15 protein-coding genes are annotated in these 18,124 nt (G+C 54.3%); 4 read left to right on the top strand and 11 right to left on the bottom strand.

The annotated features are described in order from the left end of the window. The first annotated feature begins 178 nt into the window (after positions 1 to 178). Genes GCWU000342_RS04640 through GCWU000342_RS04625 form a run of 4 tightly spaced genes read left to right on the top strand, consistent with a single transcriptional unit; the run spans position 179 to position 4,519 of the window. On the top strand, positions 179 to 1,276 hold the full coding sequence (locus tag GCWU000342_RS04640) for a prephenate dehydrogenase (RefSeq protein ID WP_044958847.1): 1,098 nt from the start codon (positions 179 to 181) through the stop codon (positions 1,274 to 1,276). Positions 1,277 to 1,291: 15 nt separating this feature from the next. Beyond that, positions 1,292 to 2,560 (top strand): 3-phosphoshikimate 1-carboxyvinyltransferase, encoded by a 1,269-nt coding sequence (aroA, locus tag GCWU000342_RS04635; RefSeq protein WP_006906131.1) that lies wholly within the window; start codon positions 1,292 to 1,294, stop codon positions 2,558 to 2,560. Positions 2,561 to 2,615: 55 nt separating this feature from the next. Beyond that, positions 2,616 to 3,947 (top strand): nucleobase:cation symporter-2 family protein, encoded by a 1,332-nt coding sequence (locus GCWU000342_RS04630; protein WP_006906130.1) that lies wholly within the window; start codon positions 2,616 to 2,618, stop codon positions 3,945 to 3,947. Next, a complete protein-coding gene (locus GCWU000342_RS04625) occupies positions 3,944 to 4,519 on the top strand; it encodes a xanthine phosphoribosyltransferase (protein WP_006906129.1) in 576 nt (191 codons plus the stop codon). The genes GCWU000342_RS04630 and GCWU000342_RS04625 overlap by 4 nt, the downstream gene beginning before the upstream one ends. Before the next feature lie 7 nt (positions 4,520 to 4,526). Here GCWU000342_RS04625 and GCWU000342_RS04620 read toward each other — a convergent pair whose 3' ends face one another. From GCWU000342_RS04620 to dut, 11 genes are all read right to left on the bottom strand, one after another. After that, on the bottom strand, positions 4,527 to 5,063 hold the full coding sequence (locus tag GCWU000342_RS04620) for an SEC-C metal-binding domain-containing protein (RefSeq protein ID WP_006906128.1): 537 nt from the start codon (positions 5,061 to 5,063) through the stop codon (positions 4,527 to 4,529). Between the two features lie 25 nt (positions 5,064 to 5,088). Next, positions 5,089 to 5,592 carry an HD domain-containing protein gene (locus GCWU000342_RS04615; RefSeq protein ID WP_006906127.1) on the bottom strand — a complete coding sequence of 168 codons (504 nt, stop codon included), beginning with the start codon at positions 5,590 to 5,592 and terminating at the stop codon, positions 5,089 to 5,091. A gap of 58 nt (positions 5,593 to 5,650) precedes the next feature. Continuing rightward, positions 5,651 to 8,083, bottom strand: coding sequence for a leucine--tRNA ligase (gene leuS / locus GCWU000342_RS04610; RefSeq protein WP_006906126.1), 2,433 nt, complete (start codon positions 8,081 to 8,083; stop codon positions 5,651 to 5,653). Positions 8,084 to 8,100: 17 nt separating this feature from the next. Next, positions 8,101 to 9,396, bottom strand: coding sequence for an adenylosuccinate synthase (locus tag GCWU000342_RS04605; protein WP_006906125.1), 1,296 nt, complete (start codon positions 9,394 to 9,396; stop codon positions 8,101 to 8,103). Between the two features lie 29 nt (positions 9,397 to 9,425). Next, a complete protein-coding gene (locus GCWU000342_RS04600; protein ID WP_006906124.1) occupies positions 9,426 to 10,310 on the bottom strand; it encodes a DegV family protein in 885 nt (294 codons plus the stop codon). Between the two features lie 304 nt (positions 10,311 to 10,614). Beyond that, the gene (groL, locus tag GCWU000342_RS04595; protein ID WP_006906123.1) at positions 10,615 to 12,231 is read right to left on the bottom strand and encodes a chaperonin GroEL; all 1,617 of its coding nucleotides are present in this window, start codon (positions 12,229 to 12,231) and stop codon (positions 10,615 to 10,617) included. A 54-nt stretch (positions 12,232 to 12,285) separates the two neighbouring features. Next, positions 12,286 to 12,570, bottom strand: a complete 285-nt coding sequence (locus GCWU000342_RS04590; RefSeq protein ID WP_006906122.1) for a co-chaperone GroES — start codon at positions 12,568 to 12,570, stop codon at positions 12,286 to 12,288. A gap of 143 nt (positions 12,571 to 12,713) precedes the next feature. Continuing rightward, the gene (locus GCWU000342_RS04585) at positions 12,714 to 13,433 is read right to left on the bottom strand and encodes a hypothetical protein (protein ID WP_006906121.1); all 720 of its coding nucleotides are present in this window, start codon (positions 13,431 to 13,433) and stop codon (positions 12,714 to 12,716) included. A gap of 45 nt (positions 13,434 to 13,478) precedes the next feature. Continuing rightward, positions 13,479 to 15,722, bottom strand: a complete 2,244-nt coding sequence (locus GCWU000342_RS04580; RefSeq protein WP_006906120.1) for a DNA gyrase/topoisomerase IV subunit A — start codon at positions 15,720 to 15,722, stop codon at positions 13,479 to 13,481. Between the two features lie 10 nt (positions 15,723 to 15,732). Continuing rightward, positions 15,733 to 17,655 carry a DNA gyrase/topoisomerase IV subunit B gene (locus GCWU000342_RS04575; RefSeq protein ID WP_006906119.1) on the bottom strand — a complete coding sequence of 641 codons (1,923 nt, stop codon included), beginning with the start codon at positions 17,653 to 17,655 and terminating at the stop codon, positions 15,733 to 15,735. Between the two features lie 11 nt (positions 17,656 to 17,666). Further along, the gene (gene dut / locus GCWU000342_RS04570; protein WP_006906118.1) at positions 17,667 to 18,104 is read right to left on the bottom strand and encodes a dUTP diphosphatase; all 438 of its coding nucleotides are present in this window, start codon (positions 18,102 to 18,104) and stop codon (positions 17,667 to 17,669) included. Positions 18,105 to 18,124 lie beyond the last annotated feature (20 nt).

Here is an 18,124-nt window from a genome sequence, read left to right as displayed (position 1 = left end):
CGCCTGCGCAATGTAATTTGTCTATATTGAATGAACAAAAGACAGACAAGCAAATCAGAAGAAAATTATCTGATATTTTACCGACAGGAAAAACTCTGACTGGGGAAAGTCTTATGAAAGTCCTATATAGAAGAGAATGTGGTTTTCTGCTAGGATAAGTAAAGTTAAGGAGAGAATCATGAGCTATCAAATGATCGGTTTTCTGGGCCTGGGTCTGATCGGAGGATCCATTGCCAAGACCATTCGCAAAAAACACCCAACAATCGAGATCATCGCCAATGATCCGAATGCCGCGTCTCTTGCCATGGCCCATAAAGAGGGGATTATCCGCAACGGACAAGCCCTTCCCCTCTCTGCTTTCGGCCAGTGTGACCTGATTTTTCTCTGCGCTCCGGTCGGTGTGAACATCTCCTACTTAAGGCAGCTTAAGGACCTGATTCAAGCCGACAGTATCATCACGGACGTCTCCTCTGTCAAGGGCCAGATCCGAAAGGCTGTCACCGAGGAGGGCTTAAGCTCCAACTTCATCGGCGGCCACCCTATGGCGGGGGCGGAGTTGATCGGCTATGAACACGCCAAAGACAATCTGCTTGAGAACGCGTACTATCTGATCACGCACACAGACGATATCCGATCCGATCGGGTCAGAGAATTTTCTTCCTTTATCAAGTCCCTCGGCGCCAAAATCATGCTCATGGATCCCAGGGAGCACGATCACGCGACTGCGGCCATTTCCCACCTGCCCCATATCATCTCCGCGTCTCTTGTCAACTTTGTCCAGGCGTCCGACGATGATAAGAATACGCTCAAGGCCATTGCCTCCGGCGGCTTTCGAGATATCACCCGCATCTCCTCCTCCTCCCCTCTCATGTGGGAGCATATCTGCCTGGCCAATCGGGATGAGATTCTTGTCCTTTTCGAGGCTTATCGCAGGCAGCTGGACCAGTTCCGGGAGAGAATTGCCGCGGGGGACGGGGAGCAGATCCGCAGGCTCTTCGCGGATGCCAAGGAATACCGGGACTCCCTCCCCATCCGTGGCAAGGGCGCTCTCCCGGATATCTATGAATTCTACTGCGATCTGATCGACGAGATCGGCGGTATTGCCTCCGTCGCATCCATCCTGAGCGCAGGCAGAATCAGTATCCGCAACATTGGTATTGTACACAACCGCGAGTTCTCGGACGGCGTATTAAAGCTCGAGTTCTACGACGAGGACGCCATGGAGCAGGCCATGCGGCTGCTCGCCGCCCATCACTACACCATTCACAGGCGCTGAGAGAAAGGACAGGATATGCCACAGTCACTTCACGGCAGGATCAGAATTCCGGGAGACAAGTCCATCTCTCACCGGGGGATCATGCTCGGTTCTATCGCCCGGGGGATGACGGAGCTCTTTGGCTTCTTAGATGGAGCGGACTGCCGGTCCTCCATCGCGTGCTTTCGTCAGCTGGGGGTTGATATCATCCAGGATGGGGATCACATCCGTATCTTAGGCGGGGGCCTTCACGGCCTGCAGCAACCCAAAGAAATTCTGAATGTGGGCAATTCCGGCACCACAGCCCGCCTCATGTCCGGCATTCTGGCCGGGCAGAGCTTTCCCTCCTCTCTAACTGGCGACGCCTCGATTCAAAGGCGGCCTATGACCCGTATTATTGATCCTCTGCATGCCATGGGAGCCAGGATAAGATCGCGCAGGGACGACGGCTGCGCCCCCCTGGATATCGAGCCCTCCGCACTGAGAGGAATTGACTATCTCTCTCCCCTGGCCTCTGCCCAGGTCAAGTCCTCTGTCCTTTTGGCCGGACTCTACGCCCAGGGAAAGACCTCTGTGACAGAGCCCGCCAAGTCTAGAGACCACTCTGAGCGCATGCTCCGCGCCTTCGGCGCCGATTTGATCGAAGATGGACTGACGGTGAGCATTTCTCCGAATCCAGACCTGACTGGCCAAAAGATCCATGTGCCCGGAGATATCTCTTCCGCCGCCTACTGGATTGCGGCAGCCTCGATCATCCCGGGTTCGGAAATCATCATTGAAAACGTCAACATCAATCCGACCCGGGACGGGATTTTGCATATTGCCAGGGCAATGGGGGCTGACATTGAAGAAATCAATCCTCACACCGTCTCGCAGGAGCCGGTGGCGGATCTTTTCGTCCGCTCTGCCGAGCTGCATGGCACCAGAGTTGACGGCCCCATCATCCCAAGACTGATCGATGAGATCCCCGTCATCGCACTCATGGCGGCCTGTGCCGAGGGTGAGACCACCATCGCCGACGCCCACGAGCTTCGCGTCAAGGAGTCCGACCGCATTGAGTCCATGGTAAAAAACCTTTCCGCCATGGGAGTATCTGTGACAGGTACGGATGACGGCATGGTAATTTGCGGCGGCGCGTCACTCAGGGGGGCTGATATTGTCACCTGCCATGATCATCGGATCGCCATGACCTTCGCTGTCGCCTCTCTGCTCGCCGACGGCCCGGTTCATCTGGATGATCCGGACTGTGTCAGCGTCTCCTACCCCGGTTTTTATCGGAGTCTGCAGCTTCTTCTCGGTCAGTGAGCCGGTTGTCAAATGAATCTGTCAGCAGCAGTTAATTACAGAAAAAGGAGTTCTTATGAATCAGAATCGAGATGAAGGTCCTATGAATCAGAACCAGGATGAGCTTCTCTACGGCATCGAGGACAATCCTCCCCTCGGCCTCTCTTTCCTTCTTGCCTTCCAGCACATTCTGGCCGCCTTCGCCGGGATCATTGCCGTCCCCCTGGTAGTCTGTAATGCCCTCAATTTCTCTGTCGAGCAAACAACGATCATGGTTTCCGCGACAATTTTCGCGTCGGGGCTCACGACTTTCATTCAGTCCAAGGGGATCGGACCTGTCGGATCCCGGGTCTCCGGCATGATGGGGACCGACTTCACCTTTGTCAATCCGACGATTTCCGTGGGGGCACAGTTCGGGATTGCTGGCATTGTGGCCGCGACCATAACCGGATCTGCCGTCGAGATCATCCTGAGTCGCTTTATCAGACCGCTGATGCGTTTTTTCCCTCCTCTCATTACCGGAACCGTCGTCTCTCTGATCGGAATCACCTTGCTCCCTGTCAGCATGGACTGGGCCGCGGGAGGATCCGGAGCCGCAGACTATGCCTCCCTGCGCAATCTGGCCGTCGCCCTTGTCGTCATGCTCTTTACCCTCTTCTTAAACCACTTCGGCAGGGGAATTCTCAAGTCCGCCGCGGTCTTCGTCGGCATGGTCTTCGGCTACCTGATCTGTATCCCCCTGGGAATGGTTGATCTGGGACAGGTCACATCCGCCTCCTGGTTCTCCATCCCTATGATTTTCCGCTATGGCTTTCATTTTGACCTGGCTTCAACCCTGGCCTTCGTTCCCGCCTATCTGGTATCCACCATTGGAACGGTCGGCATCGTGATCGCCATCGGAGAATCCTCACACAGCCGTCTCTCCTCTGACCGCGTCGCCGCAGGCGTCCTGGCGGACGGGGTCGGTTCCGCCATCTCCGGCCTCTTTGGCGCCGGCCCCAACACTTCCTTCTCTCAGAATGTCGGCCTGATTACCCTGACCAAGGTCGCCTCCAGAAGAGTCATGATGCTGTCCGGGATTCTTCTGGCTGTCATGGGTGTTCTCCCTAAATTCGCCGCCCTGATCTCTGTGATGCCCCAGCCTGTTCTGGGCGGCGCCGGCGTCATCATGTTCGGCCTGGTTGCCGCGCAGGGGATCAAGACTCTTTCCTCCATCCATCTGGGCGACCGTGAGCTTTTGATCATTTCCGTCTCACTTGCCCTGGGAATCGGTGTGACGGTTCGTCCCGAGATTCTCAAGAACCTGCCCCAGGCTCTGCAGATGATTTTCTCTTCCGGCATTTCCACCGGAACCCTGGCCGCTCTTATCCTCAACGTTATTCTGCCCGCAAGAAAGGAAAATGCATGAAACTCTTAGAAGACCGCATCACAGACGAGGGACGGATTCTCCCCGGAAACATTCTGAAGGTAGACCATTTCCTCAACCACCAGGTAGATCCGCAGCTTATGATGGCTATGGGGCATGACTTTGCCGAACACTTTCAGGATCGGCAGATCACCAGGGTTCTGACCCTGGAGGTCTCCGGGATCGCCATGGCTTTGACGGCCGCCTATGCCCTGAAGGTCCCCCTTGTTTTCGCAAAAAAAATTGCCTCCGTCACCCTGGGAGACAATGTCTATAGTTCTAAGGTTTATTCTTACACCAAGAAGAGAGAATATACCATCCGCGTCGACAAAAAATTCCTGGCCGACGGAGACAGGGTTCTCATCATTGACGACTTTCTGGCAGTCGGCCAGGCTCTGGGCGGTCTAATCGACCTCTGTGATCAGGCCCATGCCCAGGTGGCAGGCATTGGTATTGCCATCGAAAAGGCCTTCCAGGGCGGCGGCGATAAGTACCGCGCGATGGGCTACGAAGTGTACTCCCAGGCAAAGATCCGTGAATTCAGCAGTGAAGGCGTGATCTTTGCGGCCGACTAGGGCAGGGTCAGGCCTGCTCGTAGCCGGGCAGCGGCTCAGCCCCTTTTCTTCCGTGGCAGAACTTGTATTTCTTGCCGGACCCGCAGGGACAGGGATCATTTCTGCCGATTTTCTTTGGCTTGACAACCGTCGTTGACTGCTTCTGCTCGCGGTAGAGCTCCTTCTTCTTCTCCGCGGAGAAGATCTTATCCCACTGGGGAAGCTCATAGAGCCAGTCGGCACGGGCGTCGACCATATTTTTATAGAGGCGTTCCTTATCAAATGCCAGAGAAACCCTGCTGTCCTCCTCGATGGTCTCAACCGGATTCGGAGTCAGAAGGCTCTCATTGATCCCGTCCAGAAATCCGGTCATCTCAAGAACCGTGATGCCGAACCGGTCCGCAAGCTCCCTGACGCTGCCCTCAACGACCTTGTCGGGGTCTGCCAAAAGGATCTCGTAGACGGATTTCTCCTTCTTGAAATAATCGTCCCAGAAGGCCTGCAGGGCTTGGCTGGGCTGATTCTCGTTATAAGCGATTTTCTTCCACTCATCAAATAAAGCCATCTGTCTTTTCCTTTCACTTGTGGGATCAAGCGCAATTTCCGCAGAGCGGAATCAATCGTCCCCTCCGGTTTAAACCAAGCCTGACATGGGTCATCTCCGAGAAGGCGGACATCTTATCCGCATGGGAGACAATCCATCCTACCTTAGAGAGGGGCCTGGGCCCGAAGGGATACATATGGGTCAGGATCGCCTCGTACTCAATCTGACTGATCTCAAAATGAGACCTGCTGGTCTCTGCGGCAACCTTGGGGTGGTGCAGAAGCTGGGACTCATTGCAGGCATTTGCCGGATCATAAAAGTCATACATGCAGAAATCATGCAGGAGGCCTGCCCGCGCGGCCATGCGCTCGTCGGCATTCATCTTCCTGGCCAGCCACCAGGACAGATAGGAGACATTGATGCTGTGCTGGAGGCGGTTGGAGCTGATGTGCTGACGATACTGCTCCAGACTCTGAAAATCCGCGTCAGAGAGGATGTCCTCCACCAGTATGATATAATCCGGATTCACCTGCTCGGAAAGTTGAATCATATAGGATAAAAACCTCCTGCTTCACAACAAAGTTGATGATCTTGCCGAAATAATCTGCCTACTTCACGACAAAATTGATGATCTTACCGGGGACATAGATCTCCTTGACAAGAGTGCCGGCCGCAAGATACCTGGCGACATTCTCCTCCGCTCTGGCGGCAGCCAAAACCTCATCTCTGGAGGCTCCGTTTGCAATCTCAATGCTGCCGCGGACCTTGCCGTTGACCTGAACGCCCATTTTCACAGTCGCGTCCTTGGTCTTATCCTCATCATAAACAGGCCAGGCGGATGTGGTGCAGAAGCTTGTGCCGTCCGTATTGTAGCCCATGCTCTCCCACATCTCCTCGGTCAGATGGGGCGCGAAGGGGGATAAAAGCTGCAGGAAAATCCTGACGTCATCCCTGGTCACAGCGCCGGCCTTCTGGAACTCATTGGTCAGAGCCATGAGGGTTGCGATCGCCGTGTTGAACTTCATATTCTCAATGTCATTTGACACCTTCTTGATCGCCTTGTGTAAAGAGACCTCAATGGCTGGATTTTCCCTGTCAAGAGTCGCGATCTCGTCAAACCTGCTGACGCGGTCCAGAAAACGGCGGCAGCCGTTTAAGGACTCGTCGGACCAGGGGGCAGCGGACGCGTAGTCTCCCATGAACATCACATAGGTCCGCAGAGTATCCGCCCCGTAATCTCTGACAATATCCAAGGGATCGATGACATTGCCCTTGGACTTGGACATCTTCTCCCCGTCCGGCCCTAAGATCAGTCCCTGATAGGTTCTCTTTGCGTAGGGCTCCGGGCATCCGACCTGGTCGATATCATAGAGAAAATGATGCCAGAACCTGGAGTAGAGCAGATGCCTTGTGACATGTTCCATACCGCCGTTGTAGTGGTCGACGGGCATCCAGTAATCGAGCTTCTTGCGATCCGCGAAAGCCTTGTCATTGTGGGCGTCTGTAAAGCGCAGGAAGTACCAGGAAGAGCCTGCCCACTGGGGCATGGTATCCGTCTCTCTCTTGGCGGGCTTGCCGCAATTGGGGCAGGTACAATTGACAAAGGAATCGATCCTGGCAAGAGGGCTCTGTCCATCCGTGCCCGGCTCAAAATTCTCCACATCAGGCAGGGTCAGGGGCAGCTGGTCCTCCGGCAGGGGAACGACGCCGCAGTCAGGGCAGTGAACCAGGGGAATGGGCTCTCCCCAGTAGCGCTGACGGTTGAAGGCCCAGTCCTTCATTTTGTACTGAACTCCCTTGTGACCCAGGCCGTGCTCCCTGAGATAGGTCTGCATTCTGGCAATGGAGTCCTTCTTTTTGGTCAGGCCATTTAAAATGCCGGAGTTGATCATGGGGCCCTCGCCGGTATAGGCCTCCGTCTCGATATCTCCTCCCTCGATCACAGGGATGATCCTGACGCCGAACTTCCTGGCAAATTCCCAGTCTCTCTGATCATGCGCGGGCACGGCCATGATCGCCCCGGTACCGTAGCCCATCATGACATAGTCGGAGATGAAAATCGGGATCTCTTCCCCCGTGATGGGGTTTATGGCCGTCAGTCCATCAATCCTGACCCCGGTCTTGTCCTTGACAAGCTGCGTTCTCTCGAACTCGGTCTTTTTGGATGACTCCCTGCGATAGCCGGCGATGTCATCCCAGTTGCTGATACGATCCCTGTACTGATCCAAAATGGGATGTTCAGGGGCACAGACCATGAAGGTGACCCCGTAGAGGGTGTCACAGCGAGTCGTATAGACCTCCAGCCTGCTGTCACCCAGGGCTTTCCCCTCGCTGTCGGCGACGGGGAAATTGACGAAGGTCCCCTCGGACTTCCCGATCCAGGATATCTCCTGCTGCTTGACGGAGTCCGGATAATCGACATCATTCAGGCCGTCCAGGAGCTTGTCCGCATAGTCTGTAATGCGCAAAAACCAGACGTCCTTGGACATCTGAACCACATCCGAACCGCAGATATCACACTTGCCCCCCTGAGAATCCTCGTTGGAGAGGACGACCTTGCAGTTGGGGCAGTAATTCACAAGCGTCTTGGAGCGGAATACCAGACCATGCTTGTAGAGCTGCAGGAAGATCCACTGGGTCCACTTATAATAGTCTGGCCTGCTGGTTGCGAAGCACCTGTCCCAGTCAAAGGAAAAACCCACTCTGCGAAGCTGCTCGGAAAAATGCTCGATATTCTTCTCCGTAATCACATGCGGATGCGTGTTGGTCTTGATGGCATAGTTCTCCGCCGGAAGGCCAAAGGAATCAAATCCGATGGGGAAGAGAACATTATAGCCCTGCATCCGGCGTTTTCTGGCCAGGACCTCGATGGAGGAATAGGCCTTAATATGTCCGACATGCATCCCTGCGCCGGAGGGATAAGGAAACTCTACCAGGCCATACCACTTGGGCTGATCCGCGAAGTCAACGGCCCGAAAGATCTGAGCGTCCGCCCAGCGCTTCTGCCACTTGGGCTCGATTTTCTTGAAGTTATACTGCATGGGAATCCTCTTTCCTCTTACTTCTTCAGGGGAGACTGGCGATAGATAATGTCTTCACGAGCAGGTCCGTTGGACACCATTGTAATGGGATAGCCCAACTCTGCCTCGATAAAATTGACATAGTCCCTGGCCTCTTTGGGCAGGTCCTCAAAATTCTTAATTCCGCGGATATCGCACTTCCAGCCCTTGAAATACTGATAGACAGGCCTGCAGCGGGACAGATCCTTGGTCACTGGAAACTCCCTGATCTGCCTGCCATCCAGTTCATAGGCCACACAGACAGGAATCTGATCCAGGTATCCCAGATCATCCAATACCGTAAATGCCACATCCGTGCATCCCTGCAGACGGCAGCCGTACTTTGAGGCGACGCAGTCATACCAGCCGACCCGGCGCGGGCGTCCGGTCGTCGCCCCATACTCACCGCCATCCCCGCCGTGATTTCGCAGGGAGGACGCCTCATCGCCAAAGATCTCTGAGACGAATTCGCCGGCGCCGACCGCGGAGGAATAGGCCTTGGAGACGACGACGATCTTCTTGATCTCATAGGGGGGGATTCCGGCGCCGATAGCCCCATAGGCCGCCAGGGGTGAGGAAGAAGTGACCATGGGATAGATTCCGTGGTCGGGATCCTTCATCGTCCCAAGCTGTCCCTCGAGAAGGATGGTCTTGTTCTCCCTGATTGCCCGATCCAGGTAGAGGGATACGTTGCCAAGATAGGGCTTGACGCGATCTCTCATCTCTTTGATCCAGGTCAAAAGCGCCTCCTGATCAATGGGATCCGCATCGTAGAGGTGAACCAGCATGGTGTCCTTGATCGCTGCAATACGGGCAATCTTCTCTCTCAGGACCTCATCGCTCTGATAGAATTCATTGATCTGCCAGCCAATCTTTGCGTACTTATCGGAATAAAAGGGGGCGATACCGGACTTTGTGGACCCGAAGGACTTGCCTGCCAGACGGGCCTCCTCCAGAGAGTCGAACGTGACATGGTAGGGCATGAGCACCTGCACACGGTCTGAGACCATAATCTGAGGAACAGGCACACCCTTGGATGTGACGTCATCCAGTTCCGCCATAAACTTCTCGATATCGAAGGCCACACCGTTGCCGATGATATTCATGATACTGGGATGAAAGACGCCGGAGGGCATGGTGTGCAGGGCAAACTTTCCATACTCGTTGACGATGGTGTGACCGGCATTGGCGCCGCCCTGAAAGCGGATGACAACATCGGCGTCATCTGCCAGGGTATCCGTGATCTTTCCCTTGCCCTCATCGCCCCAATTGGCTCCAACGACTGCTTTAACCATGACAAATCCTCCTGTATCTATAGAACAGCTTACGCATAATAGGAATCATCCAGATTCCTGGTGCAGGTGATCGCAAGAGCGCCCGGGCCCAGATGACAGGCGATGCTCGACGGCAGGGGATCAATGATAATCTCCTGATCCGGCCAGAGAGCCCTCGCCTCCTGCCGGAAGAGGTTTGCCTCCTCCCTGCTCTGAATGTGGGCCATGGATATCGTGATGTCAGACATGGGCAATCCGGCAAAACGATTCCTGAGATCGGACGCGACCGCGTCTAACATGATCTGCTTTGCCTGTTTTATCGTTCTGGCCTTGGCAAAGGTGTCAAGCTTCTCTCCCTGGATCTGCAGCACCGGCTTGATGTGAAGCAGGGTCCCGATCATCGCGGCCGCCGGGGTGAGCCGTCCGCCTCTCTTCAGATACTCTAAGGTATCCAGCGTAATATAGATCGATGACTCATGCGCCGTCTTCTCGAGAACCCGGCGAATCTGATCGGCGGACTTTCCGGCGTCAGCCATTTTCTTAGCTTCGATAACAGAGAGCTTCAGGGTGACGGAAATCCGGTGATTGTCGACGACAAACACCTTCCCCTGATATTCCTCCTCCTCAGCGAAGTTCCTGGCCGTCAGGCAGGAGGAAGAAAGTCCGGAAGACATGGGAATATAGACCACTTCCTCATAATCCTTAAGAAGTCTGTTCCAGCAGTCCATGACATCGCCGACAGCAGGCATGGAGGTGGAAATGTCCCGGCTTGAGGTCAGTTTCTTATAGAATTCCTCAGAACTCAGATCAACTCCCTCCAGGTAAAGCTGTCCGTCAATATAAAAAGGCATCGGCAGGACCGTGACGCCAAGTCTTTTCGCCTCTTCCTGCGTAATGCCGCTGTTTGAATCCGTTGCAACTGCCACTCTGCTCATTGCCTGTATCCTTCTGTTTCCTGCGTCCACTCATGGCTTTTCACACGCGTCTAATACTAGCACATACACAGAGTTCACGCAACGAAGCTGCTGAAGCCCGACATGTAAAAGGTCTGGACAAGTAGGTGCAAAAAAGCCGGGCCAACCTTGTAAATAACCCGGGCCGGTTCACGCCAAAAAGCATCGGAAAAACAAGTATGCAGTCACACAAAATAAAAGCAAAGAGACCTCTCCAACCGCGGCCAGAATATGGTCGCGTTCGAAGAGATCTCTCAGATTGGAAAAACTTATCCTGCGAATGACATTACATCATTCCGGGTGCAGCGGCGGGCATGGCCGGCGTATCCTCCTTGATGTCGGCAACGACAGACTCTGTTGTGAGCAGGGTGCTGGCAACAGACGCCGCGTTGAGAAGAGCGGTTCTGGAAACCTTGACCGGATCCAGGATCCCTGACTCTACCATGTCGACATAGTTCTCATGATAAGCGTCAAATCCAAAGCCGATTTCAGACTCTCTGACCTTGTTGATGATAACGGATCCCTCGAGACCGGCGTTGTCAACGATGTAGAAAAGGGGAGCTTCCAGGGCCTTCTCGATAACCTGAGCGCCCGTCTTCTCATCGCCTTCCAGCTGCTCAGCCAAATCGTGCACCTTCTTGGCAGCGTGGATATAAGCGGAACCGCCTCCTGCGATAATTCCCTCTTCCACTGCGGCGCGGGTCGCGTTTAAGGCATCCTCCATGCGAAGCTTGGCTTCCTTCATCTCTGTCTCGGTGGCTGCGCCCACGCGGATTACAGCGACGCCGCCTGCCAGCTTGGCCAGGCGCTCCTGCAGCTTCTCGCGGTCAAAGTCGGAAGTGGTCTCTTCAATCTGACCACGAATCTGCTTGATTCTGGCAGCAATGGCATCCTTATCACCGGCTCCGTCTACCAGAGTGGTGTTCTCCTTGGTGATCTTGGCGCTCTTGGCGCGACCCAGCTGATCCATGGTCGTCTCCTTGAGCTCAAGACCGAGCTCAGAAGAGATCACCGTGCCGCCGGTCAGGATTGCGATATCCTGCAGCATCTCCTTGCGGCGGTCGCCATAGCCGGGAGCCTTGACGGCAACCACATTGAACGTGCCGCGAAGCTTATTGAGGATCAGGGTTGTCAGAGCCTCTCCCTCAACGTCCTCGGCGATGATCAAAAGTCTCTGCCCCTGCTGTACGATCTGCTCCAAGAGAGGCAGGATCTCCTGGATATTGGAGATCTTCTTATCCGTAATCAGAATATAGGGATCGTCCAATACAGCTTCCATCTTGTCCGTATCGGTCACCATATAAGAGCTGATATAACCGCGGTCGAACTGCATTCCCTCAACCACATCCAGCTCCGTCTGCATGGTCTTGGATTCCTCAATAGTGATGACTCCGTCATTGGAGACCTTCTCCATGGCGTCTGCAACCATCTCGCCGACCTGCTCATCGGAGGCGGAAATCGCCGCAACCTTGGCGATCTGATCCTTGGACGCAACCGGAGAAGACATCTCAACCAGAGCGTCTGCGGCAACATTGGTTGCCTTCTTCATACCCTTGCGCAGTACGATGGGGTTGGCGCCCGCAGCCAGGTTGCGCATACCGGCGTGAATCATAGCCTGAGCCAAAACTGTCGCCGTTGTGGTTCCGTCGCCGGCAACGTCATTGGTCTTGGTGGCGACCTCCTTCACAAGCTGAGCGCCCATGTTCTCAAAGCGATCCTCCAGTTCAATCTCCTTGGCGATCGAGACTCCGTCATTGGTAATCAGGGGTGCGCCATAGGACTTGTCAAGGACGACATTGCGTCCCTTGGGGCCGAGGGTGACCCGCACCGTGTCAGCCAGCTGGTCTACACCGGACTGCAGAGCCGCCCTGGCCTCCGCTCCAAACTTAATTTCCTTAGCCATTTTTCTTACCTTCTTTCACAGTAATTGATGCAAACTCATCGAAAACAGAAAACCTTACTCTACAACAGCGAGAATATCGTTCTGGCGGACAATGACATATTCCTGACCGTCCAGCTTCACCTCTGTGCCGGCATACTTGGAATAAATGACCTTCTGTCCCTGGCTGACCTGCATGGTGACCTCTTTGCCATCCACCAGACCTCCGGGACCAACAGCTATAACCAGAGCTTCCTGGGGCTTCTCCTGGGACGCGGATGACAGAAGAATGCCGGAAGCGGTCTTCTCCTCTGCCTCAACCTGCTGCAGAACAACTCTGTCAGATAAGGGAACTAATTTCATGTAATAACCTCCTTGATGTCTAGTTATTAGCACTCGTTAAAATAGAGTGCTAACTCATAGGACTATATTAGTTTTTCACCCGGAACACTTCAAGGGAAAAAGGCAATAAAAATATGAATATTTTGTGAACATCACATGGCCTTCTACTCCGACTCATCCTCCGAAAGGATCTGCATGTCATCCTCTGAAGCTATGTCCCCTGCCTCAGCTCCATCCGCAATCACTTCCGTAGATTCATCCGCCATGAAGCTGCGGTTTGCCTCCTGCATCCGCCTGAACTCCTTCTTCTCCAGGTGTCTGCTGAAAAGAAGCTGCATCAGGGATAAGATTTGCGAGAAGATCCCCATGACTCCGACAAATACCATGGCAAAACAGGCCCTCTCGAACTTGCCGCTGATCAGGGCTCCGGGATCCAGAATCAGAAGAATCGCGCAAATTGCGGTCAGAATGGCAAAGAGCAGGGGCAGATACCAGAACTTTCTTTTCAGGAGGAGAATCTGAAGAGCGGACTGGGCGAAGCCCGCTCCGGCATAGAGAAAGAGGACGCCCAAAAAGAGAGAAAAATGCTCTGTGACGGCCCCCATGCGAATCGCTGCCAGGGCACAGGCCAGGGTCAAAAGCAGGCCGCTTCGAAAGCTGTCATTGCCAAGACTCCGGTAATGTCCCTTGACCACATAGACCGCCATGGACGACAGACCCCGGATCAGAAATCCCGAGAGCAGGAGGTAGGCGGCCAGACTCTGTCCCTCCGCCGACTTTCTGAACAGATAAATTCCAAGGCCGATAAAGAGTCCCTGCAGGGCAAGATCAATACTCCAATTGACGACCAGACCCGGGCGAAGCCCGCCATTGAACTTGTCCATAATCCTCTTCTCCTTCTTGCTTCCGTCAAAAACAGGGCCCGATCCTCAGCGCTTGACCCCCTTTGTCGCCCGGCTTCCGATATGAAGCCGGTTGAGAACCACCTTCTTATTGTGCAGAGAGGTCAATCCGCCCTCCTGATCCGTCAGAAGATACATCTGGCTGACCCGGTCAGCCCGGCCCAGCTTGATTCCGATCACCCCGACAGCCGCCTTCTTCTTCTCCGGAATATCAGAAACCGGAATGCGGAGGAAGTAGCCGGACTTGGTCTCCATAACCAGCGTCTCCGCGCCCCGGATCGTCCCGACGGCCACGAGCTCATCTCCCTGCCCCAGTTTGCTCGCGATGGAGCTATAGCGGGAGACGTCGAATTCTGCCCCGTCCACCTGCTTGATATAACCTGCCCTGGTCCCAAAGAAGACCTTGCTCTCCTTGACCGCGCCAAGCGCCTCCGCGAAAAGGATCCTTTCCCTGGCGGAGTCAAATTTGGACAAATTATCAATGGGGGTTCCCTTATCCCGGAATTTTCCTCCCGGCATATCCAAGACCTTGATCAAGTGCAGCTGTCCGGTCGAGCTGAACACTGCCAGCCGGTCCAGATTGGAGCAGTGAATCACATACTTGTTCTCCTTGTCCGCGGCCTCCTGATTGCGGTCATAGACAGACAGGTCAATCGCCTTGACATAGCCGAAGCGATCCATGAGAACGACCATCTCCTGCTCCTCAATGGGCTTTTCCTCAATGACGGCCTCAGCCACATTGTCAATCAGCGTTCTTCTCTTTCGGGCGAAGGTCTTCTTGATCTCCTTGAGATCTCTGATAATCACCCTGGCCATTGAAGCCCTGTGCTCCAGAATATCCATGTCCTCCTGGATATTTTGCATGGTTTTCTCATAATCAGCTCTTAACTGCTCGATCTCAAGGCCGATCAGACGATACATCCGCATCTGAAGAATGGCGTCCGCCTGACGCTGGGTGAAGTGCAAAAGCCTGGCGTCCTTCTCTGACTGCTCGCTCTTAAAACGGATTCCCTCCGTGATGCCGTCTACCAGACAGGCCCTGGCCATCTTGACGCTCCTGGACCCGCGCAGGATCTCGATGATCAGATCGATGACATCAACCGCCTTGATCAGGCCCTCCTGGATTTCCTTCTTCTCCTTCTCCTTCTTGAGCAGGTTTGTGTACTTTCGTGTGGCAAGCTCATATTGAAAGTTCACATGATGACGGATGATGGGGACAATTCCCATCGTCTCCGGCTTTCCCTCGGCAACAGCCAGCATATTGACGCCGAAGGTATCCTCCAGACGTGTTTTCCTGTAGAGAAGATTCAGGACATTCTGCGCGTCCGCTCCCCGCTTTAATTCGATGACAATGCGGATCCCGTCCTTGGAGGACATATTGGAAATATCGACAATATCAGACGTTTTCTTGGACTCGACCAGGGCATAGGTGTCATTTAAAAACTTGCCGATATTCGCCCCGATCATGGTGTAGGGAATTTCAGAGACAACAATCGCCTCCCTTCCCCCCTTGATCTTCTCAATCGAGGCCTTCCCCCGGATCTTGATCTTGCCTGCGCCGGTCGAGTAAATCGCCAGCAGCTCATCCCTGTTGGTCACAATGCCGCCGGTCGGAAAATCCGGGCCCGGAATATATTCCATCATCTGTCTGGTGTTGATCTCCGGGTTTTTCATGTAGGCGATGACGCCGTCGATCACCTCTCCCAGATTGTGCTGGGGAATGGATGTCGCCATCCCGACCGCGATTCCGTCCGCCCCGTTGACCAAGAGGTTGGGGATCCGAACCGGCAGAACCTCCGGCTCCTTTTCCGTCTCGTCAAAGTTGGGGATGAAGTCCACCAGGTCCTTGTCCAGGTCTGCTAAGTATGCCTCCTGGGCAATCTGAGACAGGCGGGCCTCCGTGTATCGCATGGCAGCCGCTCCGTCTCCCTCAATCGACCCGAAATTGCCGTGGCCGTCCACCAGAGGAACCGACTTTTTGAAATCCTGGGACATGACCACCAGGGCGTCATAAATCGAGGCGTCTCCATGAGGATGATATTTACCCATGGTGTCACCCACGATACGGGCAGACTTGCGGTAGGGCTTATCGTAGCGAATCCCCAATTCATGCATATCATAGAGGGTGCGCCTCTGGACGGGCTTTAAACCGTCTCTGACATCCGGCAGGGCTCTGGCCACAATGACCGACATGGCATAGTCGATATAGGACTTCTGCATGACATCCGAGTACTCGGTTTCAATAATCTGTTCTCTTATTTTCTCAGTCATTTACAGTCCCTCATACATCCAGATCGGCGTCATTGGCATTCTCGTAGATAAAATCGCGGCGGGGACCGACTTCATTGCCCATAAGCATCTCCGTGACGTCGGAGGCCATGCGTCCGTCCTCAATTCCGACCCTGCGAAGCCGCCGGGTCTTGGGATTCATGGTCGTCTCATAAAGCTGCGCGGCGTCCATCTCTCCCAGGCCCTTGTAGCGCTGGAGCGTAAAGGATCCGGTCTGTCTTTTTCGGTATTTCTCCAGGGCAGCGTCATCGTAGAGATACTCCTCTTCTCCCTTCGCGGGCATGGCCTTATAGAGGGGAGGCATGGCCAGGTAGACATGGCCCTCATAAATCAGCTCCGGCATAAAGCGATAAAAGAGGGTCAAAAGCAGGGTGTCAATATGGGCTCCGTCAACATCGGCGTCCGTCATGACAATAATCTTGTCATAGCGGAGCTTTTTGATGTCGAAGTCATTGCCAAAGCCCTCGGAAAATCCGCAGCCGAAGGCATTGATCATGGTCTTGATCTCCGCGTTTGCCAGGACCTTGTCGATGGAAGCCTTCTCCACATTCAAGATCTTGCCCCTGATGGGCATGATGGCCTGATAGAGACGATTTCTCGCCATCTTGGCAGACCCGCCCGCGGAGTCTCCCTCCACAATAAAAATCTCGCATTTGGAGGCGTCCCTGGACTCACAGTTGGCCAGCTTCCCATTCTGGTCAAAAGAGAACTTCTGCTTTGTCAGAAGATTGGTCTTGGTCCGCTCCTCTGTTCTTCGGATTTTGGCCGCCTTCTCGGCGCAGGAAATGACTGTCTTTAAGGTCTCTAAGTTCCGGTCGAAATAGAGGACGATCTCATCTCCGGTCACCTTGGCTGTGGCCTTGGAGGCATCCTTATTGTCCAGCTTGGTCTTGGTCTGCCCCTCAAAACGGGGATCCGGATGCTTAATGGAGATGACGGCCGTCATGCCGTTTCTCACATCCGTTCCGGTAAAGTTGGCGTCCTTATCCTTCAGGATCCCTAACTCTCTGGCATAGGAATTGATCACCGTCGTGAACTGAGTCTTAAAGCCCGTGATGTGCTCTCCGCCCTCAGCGTTATAGATGTTGTTGCAGAAGCCCAGAATATTCTCGTGAAATTCATTGACATACTGAAAGGCAGCTTCCACCTGAATCCCCTCAAACTCTCCCTTGTAGTAGATGACATCGGTCAGCCCTTCCGCCTTCTTGTTGAGCTCCCTCACAAATCCCCGAATTCCCTCTTTCTCATGGAAAACCAGATGCTCCGCCGTCTCCTGCCGCAGGTCATCATAGATAATGGTCAGCCTGGGATTTAAGTAGGCGGTCTCATGCAGACGGGACTTGACATCCTTCTCTGAAAAACGGGTCTTTTCGAAGATCTGCGGGTCGGGCAGAAAGGTGATCTTGGTTCCGGTCTCTTTTGTCTTTCCGATGACGGGCAAAAGCCCATTGACCAGCTTCTCCGTGGGCTTTCCCATGGCGTAGTGATCGTGATGAATCTCCCCGTCTCTCCTGATCTCAATGTCCATATAGCTTGAGAGGGCATTGACCACAGAGGAGCCCACACCGTGCAGGCCACCGGACGTCTTATAGGCTTCATTGTCAAACTTGCCTCCAGCGTGCAGGGTGGAAAAAACGAGACGGGCCGCGGAGACGCCCTTAGCATGCATGCCCACAGGGATTCCCCTTCCGTCATCCTCAACCGTGCAGGAGCCGTCCAGATTCAGGCTGACATGGATGGTATCGCAGTCACCGGCCAGGTGCTCGTCGACGGAATTATCGACAATTTCATAGATCAGATGATTGAGCCCCTTGGTCGATGTTGACCCGATATACATGCCGGGGCGCATGCGAACGGCGTCCAGCCCCTCCAGAACATGGATGCTGCTCTCGTCGTAGCTCTTCTTCTTCGCCATAGATCACTCCTTTAAAGCTTTCCGGTAGAGCCGAATCCGCCGCCTCCGCGTTCGGTTGCGTCCAGATCCTCTACGGTTTCAAACTCGACGGGCAAAAAAGCCTGTACTACCATTTGAGCGATTTTCTGGCCGGGCAGGATCGTTCTGCTCTCCTTTGAATCATTGTGCAGAGCGACCTTGATCTCTCCCCTGTAATCAGAGTCCACGACACCGGTACAGTTGGCCGGGCGCAGTCCCTCTTTCGCGGAGAGACCCGAGCGGGCATAAATCCCCCCGAAATAGCCCTCCGGAATGGCGCAGGCAATGCCGGTCCCGACCATTTTTGTCTCCTGAGGCAGAATCGTCACCGCCTCGGAAAGATCCGCGAACAAATCGTAGCCCGCCGCCTGCAGACTCCCTCTGACAGGGATTTGGGCGCTTTCTGTCATTTTTCTCAGTGCAATTTTCATCTCATCCTCCCCACACAGAT

The sequence above is a fragment of the Shuttleworthella satelles DSM 14600 genome, from assembly GCF_000160115.1.
Classification (GTDB): Bacteria; Bacillota; Clostridia; order Lachnospirales; family Lachnospiraceae; genus Shuttleworthia; species Shuttleworthia satelles.
Note: the sequence above shows the minus strand (reverse complement) of the source record. Positions and strands in the feature narration are given on the sequence as shown.

What these genes read in the sequence shown, in the direction of transcription:
- GCWU000342_RS04640 (WP_044958847.1), top strand. Translation starts at nt 179, where the DNA reads ATGAGCTATCAAATGATCGGTTTTCTGGGCCTGGGTCTGATCGGAGGA.
- aroA (WP_006906131.1), top strand. Translation starts at nt 1,292, where the DNA reads ATGCCACAGTCACTTCACGGCAGGATCAGAATTCCGGGAGACAAGTCC.
- GCWU000342_RS04630 (WP_006906130.1), top strand. Translation starts at nt 2,616, where the DNA reads ATGAATCAGAATCGAGATGAAGGTCCTATGAATCAGAACCAGGATGAG.
- GCWU000342_RS04625 (WP_006906129.1), top strand. Translation starts at nt 3,944, where the DNA reads ATGAAACTCTTAGAAGACCGCATCACAGACGAGGGACGGATTCTCCCC.
- GCWU000342_RS04620 (WP_006906128.1), bottom strand. Translation starts at nt 5,063, where the DNA reads ATGGCTTTATTTGATGAGTGGAAGAAAATCGCTTATAACGAGAATCAG.
- GCWU000342_RS04615 (WP_006906127.1), bottom strand. Translation starts at nt 5,592, where the DNA reads ATGATTCAACTTTCCGAGCAGGTGAATCCGGATTATATCATACTGGTG.
- leuS (WP_006906126.1), bottom strand. Translation starts at nt 8,083, where the DNA reads ATGCAGTATAACTTCAAGAAAATCGAGCCCAAGTGGCAGAAGCGCTGG.
- GCWU000342_RS04605 (WP_006906125.1), bottom strand. Translation starts at nt 9,396, where the DNA reads ATGGTTAAAGCAGTCGTTGGAGCCAATTGGGGCGATGAGGGCAAGGGA.
- GCWU000342_RS04600 (WP_006906124.1), bottom strand. Translation starts at nt 10,310, where the DNA reads ATGAGCAGAGTGGCAGTTGCAACGGATTCAAACAGCGGCATTACGCAG.
- groL (WP_006906123.1), bottom strand. Translation starts at nt 12,231, where the DNA reads ATGGCTAAGGAAATTAAGTTTGGAGCGGAGGCCAGGGCGGCTCTGCAG.
- GCWU000342_RS04590 (WP_006906122.1), bottom strand. Translation starts at nt 12,570, where the DNA reads ATGAAATTAGTTCCCTTATCTGACAGAGTTGTTCTGCAGCAGGTTGAG.
- GCWU000342_RS04585 (WP_006906121.1), bottom strand. Translation starts at nt 13,433, where the DNA reads ATGGACAAGTTCAATGGCGGGCTTCGCCCGGGTCTGGTCGTCAATTGG.
- GCWU000342_RS04580 (WP_006906120.1), bottom strand. Translation starts at nt 15,722, where the DNA reads ATGACTGAGAAAATAAGAGAACAGATTATTGAAACCGAGTACTCGGAT.
- GCWU000342_RS04575 (WP_006906119.1), bottom strand. Translation starts at nt 17,655, where the DNA reads ATGGCGAAGAAGAAGAGCTACGACGAGAGCAGCATCCATGTTCTGGAG.
- dut (WP_006906118.1), bottom strand. Translation starts at nt 18,104, where the DNA reads ATGAAAATTGCACTGAGAAAAATGACAGAAAGCGCCCAAATCCCTGTC.